The sequence below is a fragment of the Pseudomonas sp. N2-3-1-14 genome (assembly GCF_041228395.1).
Classification (GTDB): domain Bacteria; phylum Pseudomonadota; class Gammaproteobacteria; order Pseudomonadales; family Pseudomonadaceae; genus Aquipseudomonas.
In genome coordinates this window covers 5,389,024-5,414,244 of the sequence record NZ_CP166199.1, presented here as the reverse complement: position 1 = coordinate 5,414,244, position 25,221 = coordinate 5,389,024, and the positions used below count along the sequence as shown (strand labels likewise).

General features: G+C 57.6%; 20 protein-coding genes, 1 other RNA gene and 2 pseudogenes. 13 read left to right on the top strand and 10 right to left on the bottom strand.

Going from position 1 to position 25,221, the window contains the following annotated elements; genetic code table 11:
* Nucleotides 1-6: 6 nt before the first annotated feature.
* Nucleotides 7-723 (bottom strand): YitT family protein, encoded by a 717-nt coding sequence (locus tag AB5I78_RS25070; RefSeq protein ID WP_369302488.1) that lies wholly within the window; start codon nucleotides 721-723, stop codon nucleotides 7-9.
* A 193-nt stretch (nucleotides 724-916) separates the two neighbouring features.
* Between AB5I78_RS25070 and AB5I78_RS25065 the strand changes: the two genes are divergently transcribed.
* Nucleotides 917-1,357, top strand: coding sequence for an Lrp/AsnC family transcriptional regulator (locus AB5I78_RS25065; RefSeq protein ID WP_369302489.1), 441 nt, complete (start codon nucleotides 917-919; stop codon nucleotides 1,355-1,357).
* A gap of 501 nt (nucleotides 1,358-1,858) precedes the next feature.
* On the opposite strand, the pseudogene AB5I78_RS25060 reads toward AB5I78_RS25065, so the two are convergent.
* The 5 genes and pseudogenes from AB5I78_RS25060 to AB5I78_RS25040 form a co-directional block, all read right to left on the bottom strand.
* Nucleotides 1,859-3,114, bottom strand: a pseudogene (locus AB5I78_RS25060) (integrase domain-containing protein).
* 186 nt (nucleotides 3,115-3,300) lie between these two features.
* Nucleotides 3,301-3,697: a transfer-messenger RNA gene (ssrA, locus tag AB5I78_RS25055) on the bottom strand.
* Nucleotides 3,698-3,800: 103 nt separating this feature from the next.
* Nucleotides 3,801-4,082 carry a hypothetical protein gene (locus tag AB5I78_RS25050; protein WP_106579272.1) on the bottom strand — a complete coding sequence of 94 codons (282 nt, stop codon included), beginning with the start codon at nucleotides 4,080-4,082 and terminating at the stop codon, nucleotides 3,801-3,803.
* A 135-nt stretch (nucleotides 4,083-4,217) separates the two neighbouring features.
* Complete coding sequence (locus AB5I78_RS25045; protein WP_369302490.1) at nucleotides 4,218-7,028, bottom strand: FAD-binding and (Fe-S)-binding domain-containing protein; 2,811 nt, start codon at nucleotides 7,026-7,028, stop codon at nucleotides 4,218-4,220.
* Nucleotides 7,029-7,098: 70 nt separating this feature from the next.
* Nucleotides 7,099-8,793 carry a lactate permease LctP family transporter gene (locus tag AB5I78_RS25040; protein WP_369302491.1) on the bottom strand — a complete coding sequence of 565 codons (1,695 nt, stop codon included), beginning with the start codon at nucleotides 8,791-8,793 and terminating at the stop codon, nucleotides 7,099-7,101.
* A gap of 251 nt (nucleotides 8,794-9,044) precedes the next feature.
* On the opposite strand from AB5I78_RS25040, the gene AB5I78_RS25035 reads away from it, so the two are divergent.
* Nucleotides 9,045-9,812, top strand: coding sequence for an FCD domain-containing protein (locus AB5I78_RS25035; RefSeq protein ID WP_369302492.1), 768 nt, complete (start codon nucleotides 9,045-9,047; stop codon nucleotides 9,810-9,812).
* A gap of 37 nt (nucleotides 9,813-9,849) precedes the next feature.
* On the opposite strand, the gene smpB is transcribed toward AB5I78_RS25035, so the two are convergent.
* Complete coding sequence (gene smpB / locus AB5I78_RS25030; RefSeq protein ID WP_003176160.1) at nucleotides 9,850-10,332, bottom strand: SsrA-binding protein SmpB; 483 nt, start codon at nucleotides 10,330-10,332, stop codon at nucleotides 9,850-9,852.
* 166 nt (nucleotides 10,333-10,498) lie between these two features.
* Between smpB and AB5I78_RS25025 the strand changes: the two genes are divergently transcribed.
* A complete protein-coding gene (locus AB5I78_RS25025; RefSeq protein ID WP_369302493.1) occupies nucleotides 10,499-10,933 on the top strand; it encodes a type II toxin-antitoxin system RatA family toxin in 435 nt (144 codons plus the stop codon).
* Complete coding sequence (locus AB5I78_RS25020; RefSeq protein ID WP_369302494.1) at nucleotides 10,926-11,228, top strand: RnfH family protein; 303 nt, start codon at nucleotides 10,926-10,928, stop codon at nucleotides 11,226-11,228. Before AB5I78_RS25025 ends, AB5I78_RS25020 begins: the two co-directional genes overlap by 8 nt.
* Before the next feature lie 65 nt (nucleotides 11,229-11,293).
* On the opposite strand, the pseudogene AB5I78_RS25015 reads toward AB5I78_RS25020, so the two are convergent.
* Nucleotides 11,294-11,820: pseudogene (locus AB5I78_RS25015) on the bottom strand (outer membrane protein assembly factor BamE).
* Nucleotides 11,821-11,918: 98 nt separating this feature from the next.
* Here AB5I78_RS25015 and fur point away from each other — a divergent pair.
* A complete protein-coding gene (gene fur / locus AB5I78_RS25010) occupies nucleotides 11,919-12,323 on the top strand; it encodes a ferric iron uptake transcriptional regulator (RefSeq protein ID WP_024077449.1) in 405 nt (134 codons plus the stop codon).
* 87 nt (nucleotides 12,324-12,410) lie between these two features.
* Here the strand turns inward: fur and recN are convergent, their stop codons facing one another.
* The gene (gene recN / locus AB5I78_RS25005; RefSeq protein ID WP_242200396.1) at nucleotides 12,411-14,084 is read right to left on the bottom strand and encodes a DNA repair protein RecN; all 1,674 of its coding nucleotides are present in this window, start codon (nucleotides 14,082-14,084) and stop codon (nucleotides 12,411-12,413) included.
* Nucleotides 14,085-14,338: 254 nt separating this feature from the next.
* Between recN and grpE the strand changes: the two genes are divergently transcribed.
* The 8 genes from grpE (at nucleotide 14,339) to AB5I78_RS24965 (ending at nucleotide 24,804) form a co-directional block, all read left to right on the top strand.
* A complete protein-coding gene (gene grpE, locus AB5I78_RS25000) occupies nucleotides 14,339-14,899 on the top strand; it encodes a nucleotide exchange factor GrpE (protein ID WP_017139264.1) in 561 nt (186 codons plus the stop codon).
* A gap of 102 nt (nucleotides 14,900-15,001) precedes the next feature.
* Nucleotides 15,002-16,918: a molecular chaperone DnaK gene (dnaK, locus tag AB5I78_RS24995; protein ID WP_106579264.1), complete on the top strand. Its 1,917-nt coding sequence runs from the start codon at nucleotides 15,002-15,004 to the stop codon at nucleotides 16,916-16,918.
* A gap of 315 nt (nucleotides 16,919-17,233) precedes the next feature.
* Nucleotides 17,234-18,358 (top strand): molecular chaperone DnaJ, encoded by a 1,125-nt coding sequence (gene dnaJ / locus AB5I78_RS24990; protein WP_119741042.1) that lies wholly within the window; start codon nucleotides 17,234-17,236, stop codon nucleotides 18,356-18,358.
* Between the two features lie 10 nt (nucleotides 18,359-18,368).
* Nucleotides 18,369-19,175 carry a 4-hydroxy-tetrahydrodipicolinate reductase gene (gene dapB / locus AB5I78_RS24985; protein ID WP_145162164.1) on the top strand — a complete coding sequence of 269 codons (807 nt, stop codon included), beginning with the start codon at nucleotides 18,369-18,371 and terminating at the stop codon, nucleotides 19,173-19,175.
* A 259-nt stretch (nucleotides 19,176-19,434) separates the two neighbouring features.
* The gene (carA, locus tag AB5I78_RS24980) at nucleotides 19,435-20,571 is read left to right on the top strand and encodes a glutamine-hydrolyzing carbamoyl-phosphate synthase small subunit (protein ID WP_124418491.1); all 1,137 of its coding nucleotides are present in this window, start codon (nucleotides 19,435-19,437) and stop codon (nucleotides 20,569-20,571) included.
* A 105-nt stretch (nucleotides 20,572-20,676) separates the two neighbouring features.
* Nucleotides 20,677-23,898 (top strand): carbamoyl-phosphate synthase large subunit, encoded by a 3,222-nt coding sequence (gene carB / locus AB5I78_RS24975; RefSeq protein WP_145162157.1) that lies wholly within the window; start codon nucleotides 20,677-20,679, stop codon nucleotides 23,896-23,898.
* Complete coding sequence (greA, locus tag AB5I78_RS24970) at nucleotides 23,895-24,371, top strand: transcription elongation factor GreA (RefSeq protein ID WP_083356716.1); 477 nt, start codon at nucleotides 23,895-23,897, stop codon at nucleotides 24,369-24,371. The genes carB and greA overlap by 4 nt, the downstream gene beginning before the upstream one ends.
* A 28-nt stretch (nucleotides 24,372-24,399) precedes the next feature.
* A complete protein-coding gene (locus AB5I78_RS24965; protein ID WP_106579259.1) occupies nucleotides 24,400-24,804 on the top strand; it encodes an MFS transporter in 405 nt (134 codons plus the stop codon).
* Nucleotides 24,805-24,812: 8 nt separating this feature from the next.
* Here AB5I78_RS24965 and AB5I78_RS24960 read toward each other — a convergent pair whose 3' ends face one another.
* A complete protein-coding gene (locus tag AB5I78_RS24960) occupies nucleotides 24,813-25,121 on the bottom strand; it encodes a YhbY family RNA-binding protein (RefSeq protein ID WP_106579258.1) in 309 nt (102 codons plus the stop codon).
* Between the last annotated feature and the right edge of the window lie 100 nt (nucleotides 25,122-25,221).

Sequence of the window (25,221 nt, the reverse complement as noted above, 5' to 3'; positions counted from 1 at the left end):
TGATCATTAATAAGCAGCAGACGTATTGGCTAAGCCATAGTTCTTAAGTGAAAGCCGTTTGGCGTTCATGTTCATGAACGGCTGGATAAGAGGACCAATAACCAGTAGAAATGCGATCGTTCCTACTCCGAATGGGCCACCCAACAGCCAGCCGATCGAAAAGATACCGATCTCAATAATCATTTTGGCTTTGGTAAATGACCAGGACCACTTTGAAACCATAGTCAGAACTACCAGGTCCATGATCCTGATTCCGATTCCACTCATGATGATCAATGCAGAAGAATAGGCGCACAAGATCAAGCCAATCGCCAACATTGCATAGCCATTCAGTCGAGCCGTCAGGTAGTCTCCCATTCCAAGGAATGTCCACAGGTCAATTAATAATCCTGTCAGGGTAGTTGTAATAAATGGACTGATTGGTGGGAGCTTTTTGTTCCAAAGCGTCCACCACGTCAAAAAGAGTAAGGATACTATTCCTGAACATACTCCCATCCCGAGCCCGAGCTGCTTATCGATTGAGATTATAAGAACATCCAGTGGGTCGGTGCCGAGCTGGCTGACGATAAAAAACTTTGCACCCAGTGAAAATACCGTGACGCCCAGTAAATACATCAAGACCTGATCAATCTTAAAGTCAAGGAACCCCAGCGTTTGTGCTTTTAGGTAACTCCGGAAATAGAAGTCGGTTTTTTTTTCTGACTTTATCTGTTCGTCTCGCATACGATTACCCACTCTTTGAGAAAAGCTTTAGTTGGGCAGCGTTTAAAAAGTGAAGCAGTTTGTCGTTTTTTTTTTGCAGAGTTTTTATGGGCTGAAAATAGGCTAGCACTCGCTACTTTTTTGATGCATTATTTTTTAATGGAAATTGTATGAGTTTCATTAAAATTTTCACCTTTTTTCAAGGAAAACCTTCATGGATCGTATAGACATCAAGATCTTGAGCGTGGTGCAAGATTCGGGGCGCATTTCCATTACCGAATTGTCAAAGCACGCGGGCCTTTCCATCCCTGCTACAACTGACCGTCTGCGAAAGCTTGAGGATGGGGGAGTCATATCTGGCTATTGTGCTCAGGTTGATCCCGCAAAGCTTGGGTTTGGCATATCGGCTGTTGTCGGCATGACGACCTTCAAACCATCAAAATCCAAGTTGATCGCGACGCTCAACGACATCCCAGAGGTCGTTGAATGCCTACACGTTACGGGTAATGACTCTTACCTTATTAGAATCTATGCCAAGTCAATGGCGGACATTGAGAGCGTTATCGCGAAGATTAATAACTATGGCGAAACTCGCACCAGCATCGTTTTATCGGTTCCAATCGAGAGAAGGAAACTGGTACTCGTCGACAGATAGAAGCTGGTTACAAAGGGGATACCCTCCTACATGCCAAGATGAGTGCTAGGCCAGTGCCGCCAGATCCTTAGTCGCGTGCGATGTTTATGTGGTGGCAGGAGAATGACTGTCCGTCAGTCAGGTGCAGTCCATACCTCGAGCTCTGCCCAGCTGATCAATGGCCGCCGATAGCCTGCTGCGCGTCGCGAGCGTCCTTGCGGTGGTGGAAGAAAGCAGGGTCGTGGAGGTCGATCATATCCAATGGACCTCCGCTTTAGTCGGCTACTATCTCACCTAGATCCGGTGCCTGACTGAACATGTACCGGTATGCCAGGTCGTGGAGACGGCGGACGGGCCGCTGCGTGACTGCTGGTCAAGGATCGGAAGCGCTTTAGTATTCGAGACGTGAATTGGAGCGGCGGTCGTCATGCCGCCAGTGAGCTCCTGCAAGCGGGAATGCGGAGCACAGGCAAGCCGAGGGTTTGGCGACAGTCGCCAACTCTATCGTCATCCAATGATCCCTCAGTGTATCGGGACGACATTGCGTCCCTTGGTTTGATTGATGGCAGATGCCGACAGGCTGCCAATGACCGCCTTCTGTATATGTTCACTCCACCATGCCATCATCGGACGCCGGCGTTCGATCTAATCCGCCCGGTTGTAGGCGCTTCGAACTTCGTCTTTATCGACATGCGCTAGCGCGACTTCGATCAGTTCCGGACCCCATCCATGTTCGTTCAGGATTGTGCTGGCCATGGAGCGCATTCCATGGCTGACCAAGCGGTCCTGAAAGCCCATTCGTTTCAACGCCATGTTGGCTGTTTGGCTATTTGTGTGGGGGCGCGGGTTTCTATCTGACGGGAGCACATATTCCCTGTGGCCGCTATGGTGCTTAAGCGTCTCTAATAACGAGAGTGTATGTTCGGTCAGCGGGATTGTGTGGTCGACGATTCTTCATTCGCTCCGCAGGGATGGTCCAGATGCGTTTGTCGAAGTCGATGTCTGCCCATCGAGTGGTGGCCGCCTCGGCAGGGCGTGTCATGGTATGAAGTTGCCATTCGATCAGGCAGCAGGTCGTCCGCTTGATGCTGGCGTTCGCGATTTCCATCATGAGCTCCGGAAGCTCGTCAGGTGGTAAGGCGGCCATATTCTCTTTCTTGGGTTTCTTGAACACCGCTCGAATGCCGCTGAGGGGGTTGGCAAAGATCATTCCGGAGTTAACCCCGTAGGTCATGATCTCGTTAAGGCGCTGGCTCACTCGCTTAACCGTCTCGAGGCTGCTTTTAGCTTCAATCGGACGAAGCAGCTTGATGACCATCGGGGCGTTCACTTCCGATAACGGCGTCGATTTCATGCTTGGAAAAACATGCAGTTTGAGTGAGCGCCAAATATCTTCGGCATACGCTGGCGTGACGGAATCCTTCTTCAGCTCGAACCAGGCAGTGGCCACGTTCTCGAAGGTGTGTTCCGTTTCCGCTCGTTTGGCTTCCTGCAGCTCATTGCGCTGAGCTTTTGGGTCGATGCCCTGTGCAAGCAGCTGTCTGGCCTCAACGGTTTTCCTCCTCGCTTGCGCAAGAGAAACCTCGGGATAAGCGTTGAATGCCATGTTGATTCGATTCTTGGTGACGGGATGCCGGTAGTTGAAATTCCACTGCATCGAGCGATTGACCCTGACTCGCAGCTGGAGCTCGTCGCCCATCCCTGAGGACGTAATCCTTGTCTTTCGGTTTGACCGCCTTGAGCTAGCGGTCGGAGAGGCGGGTGGTTTGAGCGCACATGAGAAGTACTCCATGACACCTTTTGGTATTCCCAGGATTAACCTAGGTAGCCGGGAATACCATTGGGAATACCAAACCGCCTGGAACTCAAAAAAACTGGAAAGCCTCCAGCAGCCCTGAAACCCCCGTATTTACTGGATTTCAGGCACAAAAAAAGACGTCCGTGGACGTCTTTAGATGATGAAGTGGTGGAGCCGGGGGGATTTGAACCCCCGTCCGCCAGTACTCCGCTGTCGGTACTACATGCGTAGCCGTATCTATTAAGTTAACCCTCAGCGACCCGAAGGGCAGGGTGCTTTGGGCGAGTTGTGTAAGTTTTAGCCGCTTCGTCCACAACGTACTGCACGGCGATTCTGTTCTATATGACAATCACTTTGGGTTTACAGACATCCCCTGGTGATTGCTGGACCCGAAGGTACCAGAAGCTCAGGTCTAAGGCTGCTTACGCAGCGATAGCGAATTCCTGGCCGTAGTTTTCGTCATTGGCAACTATAAGAAGTTGCAACAGTGGATTTACGAGTTCTGTTACCAACTCGGCATGCACCTAAAGTTTCGCGACCGGCGTCGAATCCTAAACGGCCCCGTGCTTGTAACTCGTTGTTTCATAGTGAGTGACAAGCCTGTGCAGTGTACGCCAAACCGTCACAGAAGGCCAACCCGAAGGTTGGCCTCTGCGGCTGGCGTGGTTACTGGTTGCCGCCTTTGTCGCTGTTCTGCAGGTCTTGCAGGGCTTTGGAGGTGATCTCGATGCACTTCTTGTCATCACCGGCCGCGTGCGCGGCTTTGGCTTGGGAGACAGCGGTATCGATTTCGCCTTTTTTGCCACTGGTATCGGTTGCGAGCAGGGCTTGGCCGTTATTGATTTTGTCCAGATTGATTTTGCACAGATCAGGCTCACCGGCAGCAAAAACAGGGGAGGCCATCATCGCAGCGGTAATGAACAAGCCAGCAAGAGCGGAACGCTTCATAGGGTATCTCCTTGCGAAAAAGGGCTCGACGCTGCTGGCGTTCAGAGGCGGCCAGCGACATCACTGTTAAGCCTCGTACGCCGAGGCCTATTCAAATGACTACGCAGACGCACAGGCGTTCGGTTTAGTGGCCATTTAATGCGCTCGAGCTTGCGTTACCCGGTCCACCAGGTACACCAACCCGTGATAATCAATGCCTCCATGCTGGCTCAGGCCGATCTCGCAGGTGCGGCTGGTGGAAATGCCTTCGCTGCAATGTTGCACGGCGTCCTTGAGCGACCGCAGTGAGTGGGCGTTGAGCTCGGGCGTGGTAAAGCCTTTGTCGCCGGCAAAACCGCAGCAATGGATGCCTTCCGGGATCACCACGTTTTTTGAGCAGCGTCGCGCAAGATCAATCAACGCCTGGCTCTCGCCCAGGTGCTGAGTGCTGCAGGTGACGTGCACGGCGATGGGCGCCTCCTGCGGCGTGAAGTCGAGACGGTCCATCAGGTGGGTGCGGATAAAACGCACCGGGTCGTAGAGGTCCAGGCGTGTTTCGCCCAGGTCTTGTACCAGGCGCAGGGTGCAGGGGCTGGTGTCGCAATAGATCGGGTCGAGGCCGCCGCGGCTGGCGTGGAGCAGGGCGCCGATCAGTTCCTGGCGTTTGTGCTCGGCTTGTTCGGCATAGCCTTTGGAGGCGAAAGGCTGGCCGCAGCACAGGCTGTCCTGATTGTCGGGAAAGACTACCTGGTAACCGGCTTTTTCCAGCAGCCCTCGGGTCTTTTCGTACAGCGACATCTGCTCTTTATCACCCGCCGCCGGGCCCATGGCGCGTGAGACGCAGGCTGCCAGGTAGACCACGCGCGGTCGCTCATCCGTCACGGCCGGGCTGAAGCGAATGGCTTTTTCCGGCTGAGGCATGGCGCTGCTCCACTGCGGGATTTGCCCCTTGGACAGCTTGGTCACCGTGGCGGACAGTTTGGCCAGGCGAGGCGCGCCCAAGAGCATGCGCGCGCCGTTGGCGACATGCAGGGTAAAGCGCGCACCTTGCAGTGCCGTGGCGAAATGGCTGGCAAGCCATTCGGCGGTTTTCTGACTGTCAGCGTCACGGGCGCGCAGCTTTTTCACCAGGTCGCCGGTATTGATGCCTACAGGGCAGCGTTGAGCGCATAACCCGGTGGCGGCGCAGGTGTCGATGCCTTGGTAGTGGTAAGCCGCTTCCAACTCGGTGGTGTCTGCACCCGCGCGTTTCTTCGCCTGGATATCGCGCCAGATCACAATGCGCTGGCGCGGGCTCAAGGTCAGGCCTTTCGAGGGGCATACCGGCTCGCAGAATCCGCACTCGATGCACTTATCCACAATCTCGTCGGCCGCAGGCAATGGCTTGAGGTGTTTGAGGTGAATGTGCGGGTCTTGGCTGAGCACCACGTCGGGGTTGAGAATGCCGTTGGGGTCGAGCAGGCGTTTGAGCTGCCACATCAACTGATACGCATCGCTGCCCCATTCCAGCTCAACGAACGGCGCCATATTACGGCCAGTGCCGTGTTCGGCTTTCAGCGAGCCACCAAACTCCACTGCCACCAGTTGCGCGACGTCGTCCATGAACCCTTGATAGCGTGCGATTTCTTCTGTGCTGTTGAAGCCTTGGGTGAACACAAAGTGCAGATTACCTTCCAGGGCATGTCCGAAAAGGATGGCTTCGTCGTAGCGATGTTTGTCGAACAACTCGATCAAGCGATTCACGCCGATGGCCAGTTGCTCGACCGGGAAGGTCACGTCTTCGATGATTACGGTGGTGCCGGTTTTACGTACAGCACCCACGGCGGGGAAGGTGTCTTTGCGGATGGCCCACAGCCGTGCGTTTTCGACTGGGTCCTCGGTGAAGTCGACCTGTTTTTCCACAGGGAAAGGTGCCAGGGACGCCATGATCAGCGACAGCTGCTCGTGTAGCAACGACGGCGACGCGGCGCGGGATTCGATCAGTAGCGCACAGGCATTTTCCGATAACTGCTGTACGAAAGCAGGCATGCCCGGTTTGTCCTGTACCGAACGCATGCTGCGCCGGTCCAGCAACTCGACGGCCGAGACCGGCTGGGTTTTCAGCACCGTCACCGCGTTGCAGCAGGTTTCGACATCCGGGAACACGATCAGCGCCGAAGCTTTGTGCGGGTGATCGATCACCGTGTGGTAAGTCACCGCGCTGATAAAACCCAGGGTGCCTTCGGAACCCACCAGCAAGTGGCTGAGGATATCCAGTGGCTCGTCGAAATCCACCAAGGCATTGAGTGACAGGCCGGTGGTATTTTTCAGACGGTATTTGTGGCGGATTTTGGCCGCCAGTTCAGCGTTTGCCCGCGTCTCACGTCCCATCGTCGCCAGGCGTTCCAGCAGCTTGCCATGTTGGTTGCGAAAAGCCGCGACGCTCACCGCATCTTCGGTATCCAGGCGGCTGCCATCGGCCAGTACCAGCCGGATGCCAGCCAGGGTGTGATAGGTGTTCTGCGCGGTACCGCAGCACATGCCGCTGGCATTGTTGGCGACGATGCCGCCAATTTTGCAGGCATTGATCGACGCGGGGTCCGGGCCAATCTTGCGTCCGAACGGCGCAAGCCACGCATTGGCCTGCGCGCCAATCACGCCGGGTTGCAGGCGGATCTGTGTGCCTTGCCCACGAATCTCGCGACCGTTCCAGTTGTCACCCAGCACGATCAGCACCGAGTCGCTGATGGCTTGGCCTGACAGGCTGGTGCCCGCCGCGCGGAAGGTCACGGGTACGCGGTCACGCTGAGCCAATTGCAGCAGTGCAACTACTTCGTCTTCCGACTCCACGCGAATCACCAGCTGTGGGATTAGTCGGTAAAAGCTGGCGTCGGTGCCGAAGGCCAGGGTGGAAAGTGGATCGTCGAAGCGACGATCTTTCGGGATCAGTTGTGCGGCGTCGCTCAGGAAAGCAGCAGGCAGGCTCATCGGTCCTCCAGAAATAGCTGACGCCGGCATGCGTGTCCGGCGTCGATTCTTACCCTATTACGTGCAGGTTTCAGTGCACCAGCATACCGGTGAACCAGTAGGCCTGCGCCAGCGTGATCAGCCCGACGATGGTGGCAAAAAACAGGCTGTGCTTGAGGGTAAAGCGGAACAGATCGGATTCCTTGCCCACCAGGCCGGTGGCGGCGCAGGCGACGGCGATCGACTGCGGCGAGATCATCTTGCCGGTCACGCCGCCGCTGGTATTGGCGGCAACCAATAGCACGTCGTTGACGCCGATCTGGTGAGCAGTGGTGGCTTGCAGCGAGCTGAACAGGGCATTGGACGATGTGTCAGAGCCTGTCAGAAAAACGCCCAGCCAGCCAAGGAACGGCGAGAAAAACGGGAATGCGGCACCGGTTCCGGCCAGCACCAGTGCCATGGTCGAGGACATGCCGGAGTAGTTGGTGACGAAGGCAAACGCTAGCACCATGCCAATCGAGAGGATCGGCCAGCGCAGCTCGTAGAAGGTCTCTTTTAAAGTGGTAAGACCAGTTTTTGCGTTGATCTTGAGCACCAGCATCGACATGAGTGCGGAGAAGAAAATCGCCGTGCCGGTGGCTGAAATGGGGTCCAGTTTGAACACGGCTGGAATCGCTGTTGGGGTGGTGACGATCGGGGCGACCTTGATCACCAACTGGTCCAGGTGCGGGATCGCGAAGTTGAAGACCCAGCTGTACATCGAACCGCCCGCCGCGAACATTGCCTTGAAAGGTTTGAGGGTCCAAATGGTGACCAGGATGGTCAGGATCAGGAACGGCGACCAGGCTTTGAAAATCTGCCCCAGGCTGTAGGGCGAAGCGACCGTTTGGCGTGGTTGGCCGAAGCCGCCGGCACTGGCGGTAACTGCGGCGCTGGACGTCGCGCCGGCAATCTGCGCGCCCGCGGTGCGCTTGGGCTGCCAGACTTTCAGGAACAAGGTCAGGGCTATGAGGGCGGCCAGCGCGGAAGTGATGTCCGGCAGCTCCGGGCCGATGAAGTTGGAAGTGAAATATTGGGTAACGGCAAAGCTCAGGCCTGCCACCAAGGCGGCCGGCCAGGTTTCACGAACGCCACGCAGGCCGTCCATCATGAACACCAGCCAGAACGGCACGAACAGCGACAGCAGGGGCAGCTGGCGGCCGGTCATGGCGCCGATCTTGAATGCGTCAATGCCGGTGACCTGGCCTGCGACGATGATCGGAATACCTAGCGCGCCGAAGGCCACCGGCGCCGTGTTCGCGATCAGGCACAGACCGGCGGCGTACAACGGGTTGAAACCCAGGCCGACCAGCAGGGCGGCGGTGATCGCCACAGGTGCGCCGAAGCCGGCCGCGCCTTCGAGGAACGCGCCGAAGCAGAAACCGATCAGCAGCACTTGCAGGCGCTGGTCGTCGGTAATCGACAGCACTGAGCTGCGGATGATCTCGAACTGGCCGCTCTTGACCGTCAGTTTGTAGAGGAACACGGCCGCGACGATGATCCACGCGATAGGCCACAGGCCGTAGGCAAAGCCATAACCGGCGGCGGCCAGTGCCATGTCCACGGGCATCTGGAAGGCAAAGATAGCCACCAAGATCGACAGCCCCAAGGTGATGCTCCCGGCGACGTGGCCTTTGAGGCGAAACACGGCCAGGGCGAGGAAGAAAAATACGATTGGAATGACGGCGGCCAATGCGGACAGGCCGAGGCTGCCGAGCGGGCTGTAGAGCTGTTGCCAGGTTTGCATATGGGGTGGCCCCTGATTGTTGTTGTTAGGTCAGCGTGGATAATTGGTAATACCAATTTACAGTTGCTGTTGGCTAGAGTAAAAGCCTGGGATGGGGTGTGTCAATTTGCCGCTCGCGAAACTTTGGTCGTAGCTGGGCGGCGCAGAGGTTCTGCTCGGGTAAATCGAGGGCGTTCTGATAGGTGCCGCAAGCGCGGCGATAGGCCAGAATAGAGGGCCCGGCGAGTGGTCGGGATTGTGGAGAGTGAGTTATGGGGTTTGATCAGGTGCGTCAGCGCCGTTTGTCTGACGATATCGTCGAGCAGCTTGAGGGCATGATCCTCGAGGGCACGTTGAAGTCGGGCGAGCGCTTGCCGGCCGAGCGCGCGTTGGCTGAGCAATTTGGCGTGTCGCGCCCATCGTTGCGCGAGGCGATCCAGAAGCTGGCGGCCAAGGGGTTGCTGGTCAGCCGCCAGGGTGGCGGCAACTATGTGGCGGATTCCCTGGGGTCGACGTTCAGCGACCCGCTGCTGCACCTGCTGGAAAATAACCCCGAGGCCCAGCGGGATTTGCTGGAGTTTCGCCAGACGCTTGAAGCATCGTGTGCTTATTACGCCGCGCAGCGCGCCACCGAAGTCGATCGTGAGCGGCTGACCGCAGCGTTTGAGGCATTACAGGATTGCTACACGCGCGTTGATGAAGTGAGTCGGGTGGAGGAGGGCGCGGCGGATGCGAGGTTTCACTTGGCTATCGCCGAGGCCAGCCATAATGCGGTGTTGCTGCACACCATCCGCGGCTTGTTTGATCTGCTCAAGCGCAACGTGGTGACCAACATCGGTGGCATGTATCAACAGCGTACGGAAACCCGCGACATGCTGATCAGTCAGCACCGGGATTTGTACCTGGCGATTATCGAGGGGCGGGCCGAACAGGCGCGTGAAGTTTCAACACACCATCTGCTGTATGTGCAGGAGGTGTTGGAGGAGGTGCGTCAGGAGGTCCAGCGCGTGGCGCGGGCGGAGCGACGTAAAGGCCTGTAGCCCGGGTGAGTCACCCAGGGCTACATCGTCACAAGGATTATTCTTCCTTGCCCTTGTTACGTACGGCGCGATGCAGCTCACGATTGGAGTCGCGCTCGCGCTCGGTATCGCGCTTGTCGTATTCCTTTTTACCCTTGCCCAATGCGATCTCGCACTTGACCAGGTGCTTGCTCCAGTACCACGACAGGCAGATGCAGGCATAGCCCTTCTGCTGTACAGCGGCGGCGAGCTTTTCGAGTTCGCGGGCGTTGAGCAACAGCTTGCGCGTGCGCACCGGGTCAGCAATCACGTGGGTGCTCGCGGTGGTCAGCGGGGTGATATGACTGCCCAGCAGCCATGCCTCGCCATCCTTGAGCAATACGTAGCTGTCGACCAGTTGCAGCTTGCTGGCGCGCAGACTTTTTACTTCCCAGCCGGCCAGGACCAGACCAGCCTCGAACCGATGTTCGATGAAGTAATCGTGTCGCGCCTTTTTATTTTGCGCGATGGTCCCTGTGGGGTGTTTCTTTTGTTTAGCCATAGGGGCGGCATTATAGGGAGTTGCGAGCGTGTCGGCTACGGTCAACCTACGTGCTTGAGCGTGTTGGACGAATCCCGGACAATACCGGCAGTTCTTTGGTTTTTTTCTCTCGCGGATTGGGCTGTTCTTTCGCGATGTTTGCCTCAGCAGTGGAAGTAACGCTCACATGACGACGCATATTCAACGTTCGGCTTTATTGCCTTATCCGGCGCAGGCGCTCTATGACCTGGTCAATGACGTGGCGCGTTACCCGGAATTCCTGCCATGGTGCAACACCGCCGAGGTACTGGAGAGCAGTGATGAGCACATGATTGCCAGTGTCGGTGTGGCCAAAGGTGGCCTTAGCCAGCATTTTGTTACGCGCAATGTGTTGGTCCCTGGGCAATCCATCGAAATGAATTTGCAAGAGGGGCCGTTCACCCAGCTTCATGGGGTATGGGTGTTCAAGGCGCTGACTGACAAGGCCTGCAAGATCAGCCTGGACCTGTCTTTTGATTATGCGGGGCCGATTGTGCGGGCAACGTTGGGGCCGTTGTTCAACCAGGCGGCCAATACGCTGGTGGACGCGTTCTGCCAGCGGGCCAAGCAACTGCATGGTTGAGATTGAGGTGGTGTATGCCGCCGAAGACCGCCAGGTCTTGTTGGCGGTCACGGTGCCGGCGGGCACAAGCCTGAGGGCTGCGGTGCAGGCGTCGGGTATCGCAGTGCACTTTCCAACAGTGGTCTTGGCTGATTGCCCTTTGGGCATATTCGGCAAGGTAGTTGCGGATGCGGATACGCGCGCTGTGCAGCCGGGTGACCGTATCGAGATTTACCGGCCCTTGCTGGCAGACCCCAAGGAAGTGCGCAGGCTGCGCGCGGCCAAGGCGGCGAGAGCCCGGCAGAAATTTTCATGACCCCCTGCTAAAAGGCAGGCAACAAAAAGCCCGGCATGCCGGGCTTTTTATCGAGCGCCGCAAAGTTACTGCGGGCCGGTGTCCAGAGGCTGAGGCGTCGGGACTGGAACGGTTTGCACGCCGTCCACGTCCTTCTGGATCTGATCCAGCAAGGAGCCTGGCTTGGCCGGTACTTCAGACTTCGGCTTCTCTGCTTCCTGCGCGGGCGCAGTCACATTGGTGCCGTTGTCCTTGCCCAGCAAGGCTTCATCACGGCTTACGCCAGGCATGAAGTCACCGGACAGGCTGACAAGCTGGTCACTGCCATTGAAAATGACACTGACGCGTTCCTGCTGGCGTTCACCGCCACCAGGCTGGATGCTGTAGAGATAATCCCAGCGATCGGCATGAAAAGTGTCGGTCAGCAGGGGGTTGCCCATAATAAACCGTACTTGCCGTCGGGTCATTCCCGGCGTAACTGGTCTATCATGTCCTGCGTGACGACATTGCCCTGCTGGATGTCGATTTTGTAAACCCCGGGGAATGAACAACCGGCGAGTGCGAGCAGTCCCACAAGGGTGAAACTGGTTAGCAAGAGCTTGGTGTTTTGCATCGGTGGGCGACTTCCACTATCTTGGCTGGGACAACGTAAACGCCGATCATACCCGTATTAAGAGAAGCTGCGAAGCAGCATCCGCGAGAAAGCTAACCATGGTTGAAAATAGCGAACTACGCAAAGCCGGTCTTAAAGTGACTCTGCCACGAGTCAAGATTCTACAAATGCTCGATTCTGCTGAGCAGCGCCACATGAGTGCCGAGGATGTTTACAAGGCGCTGATGGAGTCTAACGAGGACGTTGGCCTGGCCACGGTTTACCGTGTGCTGACCCAGTTTGAAGCCGCAGGGCTGGTGGTTCGTCATAATTTCGACGGCGGTCATGCGGTGTTCGAATTGGCTGACGGTGGTCATCACGACCACATGGTTGACCTGGATACCAACGAGGTTATCGAGTTCACCAGTCCGGAAATCGAGAAGCTCCAGAAGGCTATCGCCGAAGAGCATGGTTTCGATTTGGTGGACCATAATCTGGTGCTGTACATCCGTAAGAAAAAGTAAAAATCGACGCAGATTTGCTCTGCAAAACGATTGAAGGCGACCCTAGGGTCGCCTTCGTGCTTTCTAAATAGAAGAAATAACCGGGTTTTAGGCCTTGGCTGCCACGACCATTTTCTTCGCGTGGGCCAAAGACTCTTTGGTCAGGTCGATCCCGCCCAGCATCCGCGCCACCTCTTCCACACGTTCCGACTTGTTCAGTTTGGAGACGGCCGTGTGGGTCGCATCGCTGCCGCGTACTTTATGTACAAACAGGTGCTGATGCCCTTGAGCGGCCACTTGTGGCAAGTGGGTCACGGTCAAGACCTGCCCACGTTCGCCCAGGCGGCGCAGCAATTGGCCAACAATTTCCGCAGTCGGCCCGCCGATACCCACGTCTACTTCATCGAATACCAGCGTGGGTACTCGTGAGGTTTGCGCGGTAATGACCTGGATCGCCAGGCTGATTCGCGACAGCTCGCCGCCAGACGCCACTTTCGCCAACGCCTTGAGCGGCTGACCGGGGTTGGCGCTCACCAGCAGCTCCACCTGTTCCAGGCCGTGGGGTTGCAGCTCATTGCTGGTGTTGGCATGCAGTTCGATGGTGAAGCGCCCGCCCGGCATGCCGAGGCGCTGAATTTCCTGCTCTACCGCTGCGGCCAGGCCTGTGGCCGCCTGCTGGCGCAGCTCGCTTAATTCGCGAGCTTTCTCCTGGTAGTGGCGAGCAAAGGAGGCGAGCTCGTCACCGAGGCGCTCAATGGATTCGTCATTCGCGTTCAAGGTTTCGATTTCATCCAGCAACTTCTGCTGCATCGTCGCTACTTCGGTTGGCTGAATTCGATGTTTGCGGGCCAGGGTGTAAATAGTGTCCAGACGTTCTTCGATTTCCTGCAGGCGCGCTGGGTCCGCGTCGAAGTGATCAAGAAAGCGATTCAGTTCGCCCACGGCCTCTTCGACCTGGATCTGTGCGCTGGTCAACAGTGTTGTGGCTTCACTCAGCGAACCGGACGCGTTGTTCACGCTGGACAGTCGATTGAGGCTGGCGGTCAATGCGTTCAGGACATTGCCCGAATCACTTTCGCTGCACTGCTCCACCACTTGGCGACAGATACCCAGCAGGGTTTCGGCATTGGTGAGGTTCTTGTGCTCCTGCTCGAGCTGCTCCAGCTCGGTTTCGCCAAGGCCCAGGCTTTCGAGCTCTTCAAGCTGATAGCTAAGCAACTGATGGCGAGCGCGCTGCTCGTCGCCGGAGTTGGAAAGACGCTCCAGCTCCTGACGAGTCTGACGCCAGCGCTGGGCGGCAAGTTGTACCTGTCGGGCCAGGTCGGTGGCGCCGGCATATTCATCGAGCAGGCGGCGATGGGTATCGGTTTTCAGCAGGGATTGGTGTTCGTGCTGGCTGTGGATATCGATCAGCAGCTCGCCCAGGGCTTTCAAGTCGCCAAGAGGGCAGGGCGTGCCATTGATGTAGCCGCGCGAGCGGCCTTCCGCGGTGATGACCCGGCGCAGGATGCACGGGCCTTCATTATTAAGGTCGCGCTCGGCCAGCCAGGTTTCGGCTTCTGGAATGTCTGCCAGGTCGAAGGTCGCCAGGATATCGGCCTTGTCCGCACCGGGTCGCACCACGCCGCTGTCGGCACGGTCGCCAAGCGTCAGGCCCAGGGCGTCGAGCATGATCGACTTGCCGGCACCGGTTTCGCCTGTGATTACGCTCATCCCGCGATCCAGTTCGAGGTCCAGATGTTCAACGATGGCGTAGTTATGTACAGACAGGTGCACGAGCATGGCGGCCGCTCCGAGGCGTTAGGTCTGGTTATTTATACAGTGTTTTGTTTGAGGCTGACAATCCTGATGCTTAGCTCGATTTGCTTGAGTGCAGAAGTTTCTTAGCTCAATGAGGAATGAGTGCGCAGGAATTGATCCAGAGCAGGCGAAAGACTTTTGGTAACGCCTGCGCTCTTGAACCTGGAAATTGTGGCCCCATATACCGGAACAGAAGCGCGAGTTGAGTTCGCGCATGATTTTGAAAGGAGAAATCTATGGCTGACGAACAGACGCAGGATACGCAAACTCCAGACGCCAATTCGGCTGCCGGTGATGAGCTGGCGACTCGTGTGCAAGTGCTCGAAGAGCAATTGGCTGCTGCGCAGGATCAGTCTTTGCGTGTTGCCGCCGATCTGCAGAACGTCCGCCGCCGTGCCGAGCAGGATGTCGAGAAGGCTCACAAATTCGCGTTGGAAAAATTCGCCAATGACCTGCTGCCGATTATCGATAGCCTGGAGCGTGGCCTTGAGCTGTCCAACCCGGACGATGAAAACATCCGCCCGATGCGCGAAGGAATTGAGCTGACGCTGAAAATGTTCCAGGACACCCTCAAGCGTTATCAGCTGGAAGCTATCGATCCGCAAGGCGGCGAGCCGTTCAATGCGGAGCATCACCAAGCCATGGCCATGCAGGAAAGCCATGACCTGGAGCCCAACAGCGTATTGAAAGTGTTCCAGAAGGGTTATCAGCTCAACGGTCGCTTGTTGCGCCCGGCAATGGTGGTGGTGAGCAAGGCTCCTGCACCTGTTGCACCTTCTATTGATGAGCAGGCTTGAAATCAGTCGTAACGGCCCCATCTATAAGTCAAGCGTTTAAGTGCTACCGCAGTTAGCCACCACTGCTGCGGCAACCAAATTAAAGTTTCGGGAGAGTAAATCATGGGCAAAATTATCGGTATCGACCTGGGGACTACCAACTCCTGCGTCTCCGTGCTGGAAAACGGCGTTGCTAAAGTTATCGAAAACGCCGAAGGCGCGCGTACCACGCCGTCGATCATTGCATACGCCAACGACGGTGAAATCCTCGTCGGTCAGTCGGCCAAGCGTCAGGCTGTGACCAACCCGCACAACACCCTGTACGCGGTGAAGCGTCTGATCGGTCGTAAGTTCGACGAAGAAGTCGTACAGAAAGACATCAAGATGGTCCCTTACAAAATCGCCAAGGCTGACAACGGTGACGCCTGGGTTGAAGTAAACGGCCAGAAAATGTCGCCGCCGCAAATCTCGGCTGAAATCTTGAAAAAGATGAAGAAGACCGCCGAAGACTACCTCGGTGAAGCAGTGACTGAAGCGGTGATCACCGTTCCGGCCTACTTCAACGACAGCCAGCGCCAGGCGACCAAAGACGCCGGCCGCATCGCGGGCCTGGACGTAAAACGTATCATCAACGAACCTACCGCAGCGGCTCTGGCTTACGGTATGGACAAGGCCAAGGGCGACCACACTGTGATCGTTTACGACCTGGGTGGCGGTACTTTCGACGTCTCCGTGATCGAGATCGCTGAAGTTGACGGCGAGCACCAGTTTGAAGTGTTGGCCACCAACGGCGACACCTTCCTGGGCGGCGAAGACTTTGACATTCGTCTGATCGACTACCTCGTTGACGAATTCAAGAAAGAAAGCGGCATGAACCTCAAGGGTGACCCGCTAGCCATGCAGCGCCTGAAAGAAGCCGCTGAGAAAGCCAAGATCGAGCTGTCTTCCGCTCAGTCGACCGACGTGAACCTGCCGTACATCACTGCAGACGCTACCGGTCCTAAGCACTTGAACGTGAAGATCTCGCGTTCCAAGCTGGAAGCACTGGTTGAAGACCTGGTTCAACGCACCATCGAGCCTTGCCGCATCGCGCTGAAAGACTCCGGTATCGACGTTGGCTCGATCAACGACGTGATCCTGGTTGGCGGTCAGACCCGTATGCCACTGGTTCAGAAACTGGTTACCGAGTTCTTCGGCAAAGAAGCCCGTAAGGACGTGAACCCGGACGAAGCGGTTGCCATGGGTGCTGCTATCCAAGGTGCGGTACTGGCCGGTGACGTGAAAGACGTGCTGCTGCTGGACGTCAGCCCGCTGACTCTGGGTATCGAAACCATGGGTGGCGTGATGACCGCGCTGATCGAGAAAAACACCACGATTCCTACCAAGAAATCGCAAGTGTTCTCGACTGCCGACGACAACCAGGGCGCTGTGACCATTCACGTGCTGCAAGGTGAGCGTAAGCAAGCGGCGCAGAACAAGTCTCTGGGCAAGTTCGACCTGGCTGAGATTCCACCAGCACCACGTGGCGTGCCGCAAATTGAAGTGACCTTCGACATCGACGCCAACGGCATTCTGCACGTAGGCGCTAAAGACAAGGCCACAGGCAAAGAGCAGAAGATCACCATCAAGGCCAACTCCGGTCTGTCTGATGAAGAAATTCAACAGATGATTCGTGATGCTGAAGCCAACGCTGATGCAGATGCCAAGTTTGCTGAGCTGGCCGGCGCCCGTAACCAAGGCGATGCCCTGGTTCACTCGACGCGCAAAATGATCTCCGAAGCAGGCGACAAAGTGACTGCTGAAGAGAAAACCGCAATCGAAGCAGCTGTGGTTGCCCTGGAAGCCGCCATCAAAGGCGACGACAAGGCTGCCATCGAAGCCAAGGTTGAGGAGCTGTCGAAAGTTTCCGCACCGGTTGCTCAGAAAATGTACGCCGAACAAGGCCAGCCGGCAGAAGGCGCTGCGCAGCACGCAGAGCCTGAAGCCAAGCACGACGATGTTGTCGATGCCGAGTTCGAAGAAGTTAAAGACCAGAAGTAAGTTGGTCGCCCGGTTGACCGCTATCAAGCGGTGACTGGTAGGATGTCGCCGCGCGGGAGCTTGCTCCCGCGTTGGCGTGTCTGGGGTATGCGAATTTTTACAACATGCGACAAGGTTCGGATGTTGGCGGTGTGACTGGGAATGCTCCTGCTTCCTGGCGACAGTCACCGCGTTTTTGGCCGGCTCCCTGGCTAAAAGCAGTTATGACCAGGATCGTTGAATTGACGTGAGTTGGGTCCGGGCCTGTATTGGGGCTCAACGAGTTTGGCAAGGCTCAGGAGGGTCTGGCGAACGTCCTTAAGAGTGCAAAGACTTATGGCAAAGCGTGACTATTACGAAGTGTTGGGTGTGGAGCGTGGCTCCAGCGAGGCGGACCTGAAAAAGGCTTACCGTCGCCTGGCGATGAAGCACCACCCGGACCGTAATCCGGATAGCAAAGAATCCGAAGAGCTGTTCAAAGAGGCCAATGAGGCCTACGAGTGCCTGTCTGATCCCAACAAGCGTGCGGCCTACGACCAGTATGGTCATGCGGGTGTTGACCCAAGCATGGGCGGCGGCGGTGCTGGCTTTGGTGGTCAGAATTTCTCCGATATTTTCGGCGACGTATTCAGCGACTTCTTCGGCGGTGGCCGTGGCGGCCAGCGTGGCGGCGCTCAGCGTGGCAGCGATTTGCGCTACACCCTGGAGCTGAACCTGGAAGAAGCCGTGCGCGGCACCAGCGTCAATATCCGTGTGCCGACGCTGGTCAATTGCAAGCCGTGCGATGGCTCGGGCGCCAAGAAAGGCTCCTCGCCGATCACGTGCCCAACCTGTGGCGGTATCGGCCAGGTGCGTATGCAGCAGGGCTTCTTCTCGGTGCAGCAGACCTGCCCGCGTTGCCATGGCCAGGGCAAGATCATTTCCGATCCGTGCGACTCCTGCCATGGCGAAGGCCGCGTAGAAGAGTACAAGACCCTCTCGGTGAAAGTGCCGGCGGGTGTCGATACCGGTGATCGCATTCGTCTGTCGGGCGAAGGTGAGGCGGGGACTCAAGGTGGGCCTACGGGCGACCTGTATGTGGTGATCAATGTGCGCGAGCACTCGATCTTCCAGCGCGATGGCAAACACCTGTTCTGTGAAGTGCCGATCAGCTTTGTCGATGCGGCCCTGGGTGGCGAGTTGGAGATTCCGACGCTGGACGGTCGGGTCAAACTCAAGATTCCTGAAGGTACGCAGACCGGCAAACAGTTCCGTATTCGTGGCAAAGGCGTTGCGCCGGTACGCGGTGGCGGTGCTGGCGACCTGATGTGTCGCGTGGCGGTGGAAACACCGGTCAACCTCGGGCGTCGTCAGCGCGAACTGCTGGAAGAGTTCCGCAGTTCGTTGGAGGGTGATGACTCCCATTCGCCGAAAACCACCGGATTTTTCGATGGCGTGAAGCGCTTCTTCGGCGACCTGTAAGGAAGTGAGTATGCGACGTATAGCCGTAATGGGCGCTGCTGGGCGCATGGGCAAGACGCTGGTCGAAGCGGTGCAGCAGCGCTCGCCGGCCTCCGGGCTGACGGCGGCGATTGTCCGCCCGGGCAGCACGTTGATCGGTGCGGATGCAGGTGAGCTGGCCTCGCTGGGGCGCATCGGCGTTTCGTTGTCAGGCAACCTGGAGCAGGTGGCTGACGAGTTCGACGTGCTGATCGATTTCACCCTGCCGGAGGTGATGCTGAAAAACCTGGCGTTCTGCCGCAAGGCGGGCAAAGCCATGGTGATCGGTACCACGGGCTTGAGTGCTGAGCAGAAGCAGTTGCTGGTGGAGGCGGGCAAGGATATTCCAATCGTCTTCGCTGCCAATTTCAGTGTGGGCGTGAACCTGTCGCTCAAGTTGCTGGACCTGGCCGCTCGTGTGCTGGGTGATGAGGCGGATATCGAGATCATTGAAACCCATCATCGCCACAAGATCGACGCGCCGTCGGGTACCGCATTGCGCATGGGCGAAGCCATCGCCGATGCGCTGGGGCGTGATCTGTCGAAAGTCGCGGTGTATGGCCGTGAAGGTCATACCGGGGCGCGTGCGCGTGACACCATCGGTTTTGCCACTGTGCGCGGTGGCGATGTGGTGGGTGATCACACTGTGCTGTTCGCCTCCGAAGGCGAGCGCCTTGAGATCACGCACAAAGCCTCAAGCCGCATGACATTCGCCAAGGGTGCGGTACGTGCCGCCCTTTGGTTGGAAGGTCGTGAAGCGGGGCTGTACGATATGCGTGATGTGCTGGATCTGCACTAATCAGTAGCTAAAACGGGGCCTCAGGATTATCCTGAGGCCCCGTTTTTACCCGCTAGGCGACTTCCTGTCGCATTCCCCTGCCTTTAAGGCTCATTAGCGGTGGACCAAAAAAGCCTTTTTCTGTAAGCTACAGCTTTAGTGTGTCCACTAAAAGCGCGCAGAATAATTCAGTGAAGAAGCGGGGTGACGTGTCCATACGTCACTCCGCTTTTTTACAACCTGCGATCGCCCTTTCAGGCTTTATTTACGGGAGGTCTTCTTGACTAAGCCAGCCATACTCGCCCTTGCTGATGGCAGCATTTTTCGCGGCGAAGCCATTGGAGCCGACGGTCAAACCGTTGGAGAGGTAGTGTTTAACACTGCCATGACAGGCTATCAGGAAATCCTTACCGATCCTTCCTACGCCCAACAGATCGTTACCCTGACCTATCCGCACATCGGCAACACCGGTACTACACCGGAAGACGTCGAGTCTGATCGTGTCTGGTCGGCTGGCCTGGTCATTCGTGACCTGCCGCTGGTTGCGAGCAACTGGCGTAACACGATGTCGCTGTCCGATTACCTGAAAGCCAACAATGTTGTGGCAATCGCCGGTATCGACACGCGCCGCCTGACACGCATCCTGCGTGAAAAAGGCTCGCAGAACGGCTGCATCATGGCGGGTGACAATATTTCCGAAGAAGCGGCGATTGCCGCAGCGCAAGGCTTCCCTGGCCTGAAAGGCATGGACCTGGCGAAAGTTGTCAGCACCAAAGAGCAGTACGAGTGGCGCTCCACTGTCTGGGACTTGAAGACCGACAGCCACGAGACCATCGCCGCTGCCGACCTGCAATACCACGTGGTCGCCTACGACTACGGGATTAAGTACAACATCCTGCGCATGCTGGTTGAGCGCGGTTGCCGCGTGACCGTGGTGCCGGCGCAAACCCCGGCCAGCGACGTGCTGGCCCTGCAGCCGGACGGTGTGTTCCTGTCCAACGGCCCGGGTGACCCCGAGCCTTGCGATTACGCCATCAAGGCGATCAAGGAAGTGCTGGAAACCGAGATTCCGGTATTCGGTATCTGCCTCGGTCACCAGCTGCTGGCCCTGGCCTCCGGCGCCAAGACCCTGAAAATGGGTCACGGCCACCACGGCGCCAACCACCCTGTGCAAGACCTGGACACTGGCGTTGTGATGATCACCAGCCAGAACCATGGTTTTGCGGTGGATGAAGCGACTTTGCCGGCTAACGTTCGCGCTATTCACAAGTCGCTGTTCGACGGTTCCCTGCAAGGCATCGAGCGCACCGACAAGAGCGCGTTCAGCTTCCAGGGCCACCCTGAAGCCAGCCCGGGCCCGAACGACGTAGCGCCGCTGTTCGACCGTTTCATCAATGAGATGGCCAAGCGACGCTGACTGAGCGGCCTGCGGGCGGCCCCGAATGTCGGTGGCCCCCGCAGGCTCTTCAAAGAGTGTTCAAGACGGCTTGCCGACTGACCTGCGGATTTGAGTGACAAACCCATGCCAAAACGTACAGACATAAAAAGCATCCTGATTCTCGGCGCTGGCCCGATCGTGATCGGCCAGGCCTGCGAATTCGACTACTCCGGCGCCCAGGCCTGTAAAGCCCTGCGCGAAGAGGGTTACCGCGTCATCCTGGTGAACTCCAACCCGGCCACCATCATGACCGACCCGGACATGGCCGACGCCACCTACATCGAGCCGATCAAGTGGCAGACCGTTGCCAAGATCATCGAGAAAGAGCGTCCGGACGCGCTGCTGCCAACCATGGGCGGCCAGACCGCACTGAACTGCGCCCTGGACCTGGAGCGCGAAGGCGTCCTGGAAAAATTCGGCGTAGAGATGATCGGCGCCAACGCCGACACCATCGACAAGGCTGAAGACCGCTCGCGTTTCGACAAGGCCATGAAGTCCATCGGCCTTGATTGCCCGCGTTCCGGTATCGCCCATAGCATGGAAGAGGCCAATGCGGTCCTCGAGAAGCTGGGCTTCCCGTGCATCATCCGTCCGTCTTTCACCATGGGCGGCACCGGTGGCGGTATTGCCTACAACCGTGAAGAGTTCGAAGAAATCTGCGCCCGTGGTCTGGACCTGTCGCCGACCAAAGAGCTGCTGATCGACGAATCCCTGATCGGCTGGAAAGAGTACGAGATGGAAGTTGTCCGCGACAAAAAGGACAACTGCATCATCGTCTGCTCGATCGAAAACTTCGACCCGATGGGCGTGCACACCGGCGACTCGATCACCGTTGCTCCGGCACAGACCCTGACGGACAAGGAATACCAGATCATGCGTAACGCCTCGTTGGCGGTACTGCGTGAGATCGGCGTTGAAACCGGCGGTTCCAACGTTCAGTTCGGCATCTGCCCGGACACCGGTCGTATGGTCGTGATCGAGATGAACCCGCGTGTATCGCGTTCTTCGGCGCTGGCATCGAAAGCCACCGGCTTCCCGATTGCGCGTATCGCTGCCAAGCTGGCGATCGGTTACACCCTGGACGAGTTGCAAAACGAAATCACTGGTGGCGCTACGCCGGCATCCTTCGAGCCGTCCATCGACTACGTCGTGACCAAGCTGCCACGTTTTGCCTTCGAGAAGTTCGCCAAGGCTGACGCTCGCCTGACCACCCAGATGAAATCTGTGGGTGAAGTCATGGCCATCGGCCGGACCTTCCAGGAGTCCCTGCAGAAAGCCCTGCGTGGCCTGGAAGTGGGTGTTTGCGGTCTGGACGAGAAGCTCGACCTGAGCAACCCGGAAAGCATGAGCGTGCTCAAGCGCGAGCTGACCGTGCCGGGCGCTGAGCGCATCTGGTACGTGGCCGATGCTTTCCGCGCCGGCATGACTGTCGAACAAATCTTCGGCATGAACATGATCGACCCGTGGTTCCTGGTGCAGATCGAAGATCTGATCAAGGAAGAAGAGAAGGTCAAGACCCTCGGTCTGTCCTCCATCGACCGCGACCTGATGTTCCGCCTCAAGCGCAAAGGTTTCTCCGACCAACGTCTGGCCAAGCTGCTGGGTGTGACCGAGAAGAACCTGCGCACGCATCGCCACAAGTTGGATATCTTCCCGGTCTACAAGCGCGTTGACACCTGCGCTGCCGAGTTCGCCACCGACACTGCATACCTGTACTCCACCTATGAGGAGGAGTGCGAAGCCGCACCGTCGGGCCGCGACAAGATCATTATTCTGGGCGGCGGTCCAAACCGTATCGGCCAGGGCATCGAGTTCGACTACTGCTGCGTACACGCCGCTCTCGCCCTGCGCGAAGACGGGTACGAGACCATCATGGTCAACTGCAACCCGGAAACCGTTTCCACTGACTACGACACTTCCGACCGTCTGTACTTCGAGCCGGTCACCCTGGAAGACGTGCTGGAAATCTGCCGCGTCGAGAAGCCAAAAGGCGTGATCGTCCAGTACGGTGGCCAAACTCCGCTGAAACTGGCTCGCGCCCTGGAAGCAGCCGGCGTGCCGATCATTGGCACCAGCCCGGACGCTATCGACCGTGCCGAAGACCGTGAGCGCTTCCAGCAGATGGTTGAGCGCTTGAGTCTGCGTCAGCCGCCTAACGCCACCGTGCGCAGCGAAGACGAAGCCATCCGCGCAGCCAGCAAGATCGGTTACCCGCTGGTGGTGCGTCCGTCCTACGTATTGGGCGGCCGTGCGATGGAAATCGTCTACGAAGAAGAAGAGCTCAAGCGTTACCTGCGTGATGCGGTGAAAGTGTCCAACGACAGCCCGGTGCTGCTGGACCACTTCCTCAACTGCGCCATCGAGATGGATGTGGATGCTGTCTGCGACGGCACCGACGTAGTGATCGGCGCGATCATGCAGCACATCGAACAGGCGGGCGTTCACTCCGGTGACTCCGCATGCTCGTTGCCGCCATACTCGCTGCCGGCGCACATCCAGGACGAGATGCGCGAGCAGGTCAAGAAAATGGCCCTGGAGTTGGGCGTGGTCGGCCTGATGAACGTTCAGTTGGCGCTGCAAGGCGAAGACATCTACGTCATCGAAGTCAACCCGCGTGCTTCGCGTACCGTGCCATTTGTTTCCAAGTGCATCGGCGTTTCTCTGGCGATGATTGCTGCCCGTGTGATGGCCGGTAAGACCTTGAAGGAAATCGGCTTCACCAAGGAAATCATTCCTAACTTCTACAGCGTGAAAGAGGCGGTGTTCCCCTTCGCCAAATTCCCTGGTGTGGACCCGATCCTGGGCCCAGAGATGAAGTCCACCGGTGAAGTGATGGGCGTGGGCGACACCTTCGGTGAAGCGTTCGCCAAAGCCCAGATGGGTGCAAGCGAAGTGCTGCCGACCGGCGGTACCGCGTTCATCAGTGTGCGGGATGATGACAAGCCGCTGGTTGCAGGCGTGGCCCGTGATCTGATCAACTTGGGCTTTGAAGTCGTGGCCACCGCCGGGACCGCCAAGCTGATCGAAGCTGCCGGCCTGAAAGTGCGTCGCGTGAACAAGGTGACGGAAGGCCGTCCGCACGTGGTCGACATGATCAAGAATGACGAAGTCACCCTGATCATCAACACCACTGAAGGTCGCCAGTCGATCGCGGACTCCTACTCCATTCGTCGTAATGCCTTGCAGCACAAGATCTACTGCACCACCACCATTGCTGCTGGCGAAGCCATCTGCGAAGCGCTCAAGTTCGGTCCGGAAAAGACCGTGCGTCGCTTGCAGGATCTACACGCAGGATTGAAGGCATGACCAAATACCCAATGACCGTCCAGGGCGCCAAGGCCCTGGAAGAGGAACACGCCCATCTGACCAAGGTCGTCCGTCCGAAGCTGAGCCAGGACATCGGTACGGCCCGCGAGCTGGGTGACTTGAAGGAAAACGCTGAATACCATGCTGCTCGCGAGCAGCAGGGTATGGTCGAAGCGCGGATCCGTGACATTGAAGGCCGTATGCAGAACGCGGTGATCATCGACGTCACGACCATCCCGCATACCGGCAAAGTGATTTTCGGTACCACCGTGGAAATCGCCAACGTCGAGACGGATGAGCGCGTTGTTTACCACATCGTCGGCGAGGACGAAGCTGACTTCAAACTCGGCAAGATCTCGGTTGGTTCGCCTCTTGCTCGCGCCTTGATTGCCAAGGAAGAGGGTGATGTGGTGGCGGTGAAAACGCCCGGTGGCGTGATCGAGTACGAGATTGTTGAAGTTCGTCACATCTGAAAGACGGCGCCCGCTTCGTGCGGGCGCCATGCTTTGGCAGCTTGCCCAGATGCTTTGGGTGGGCGGCGTGTGGTTGTTACACATTGGTTTACTGCCGACGCTGGGCCTGATTGGCCTGGCGCCGTTGCTGATCGATGAAATCGACGGATTGCTCAGCGCGCTGCTGGTAGGTTTTGCGGCGGCGTGCGTGACGCTCCAGGTGCTGGTGCTGATCAAGGCCGAGGGCTTGGGGAGTTTGTGGCGGGATATTCGCGGCCAACTGCTGTTGATGGCGCTGTACGCATGCGCAATGTTTTGCGTGGTGCATACGTGGCTGCCGGAAGCGTTGCGCTGGCAGCTGTTCAGCTATCTTGTGCTAGGGTTCTCCGGCTTGGTGCTGGTTTTACAACCGGCGCCAGGATGGAGTGGCGGGGCGCGCGAAGCACGCCCGTGACCCTTTTGTTACTTGAAGCGGTGTACGTTCGACAGTTGCTTGTTGACGCTGAAGTTCTTGCGATACAGCAGCGCCATCTTGCCGATGACCTGAACCAGATCCGCTTTGCCGACCTTGCACAGTTCTGCAACGGCGGCCAAACGCGCTTCGCGGTCAAGGATGTTGACCTTGATCTTGATCAGTTCGTGATCGCCCAATGCGCGTTCAAGTTCGGCTAACACACCTTCAGTCAAACCGTTGTCTGCCACAATCAGAACTGGTTTCAGATGGTGGCCAATGGATTTGTACTGTTTCTTCTGCTCTTGAGTGAGCGGCATAATCTGACCCCTGCGTCTGATCTTGTAAAAAGCGGCGGCCAGTTTACCCGAGCGAGTCCGGGACCGCCCAGTTAATCACGACCCGTTTTATTTTTCGAGG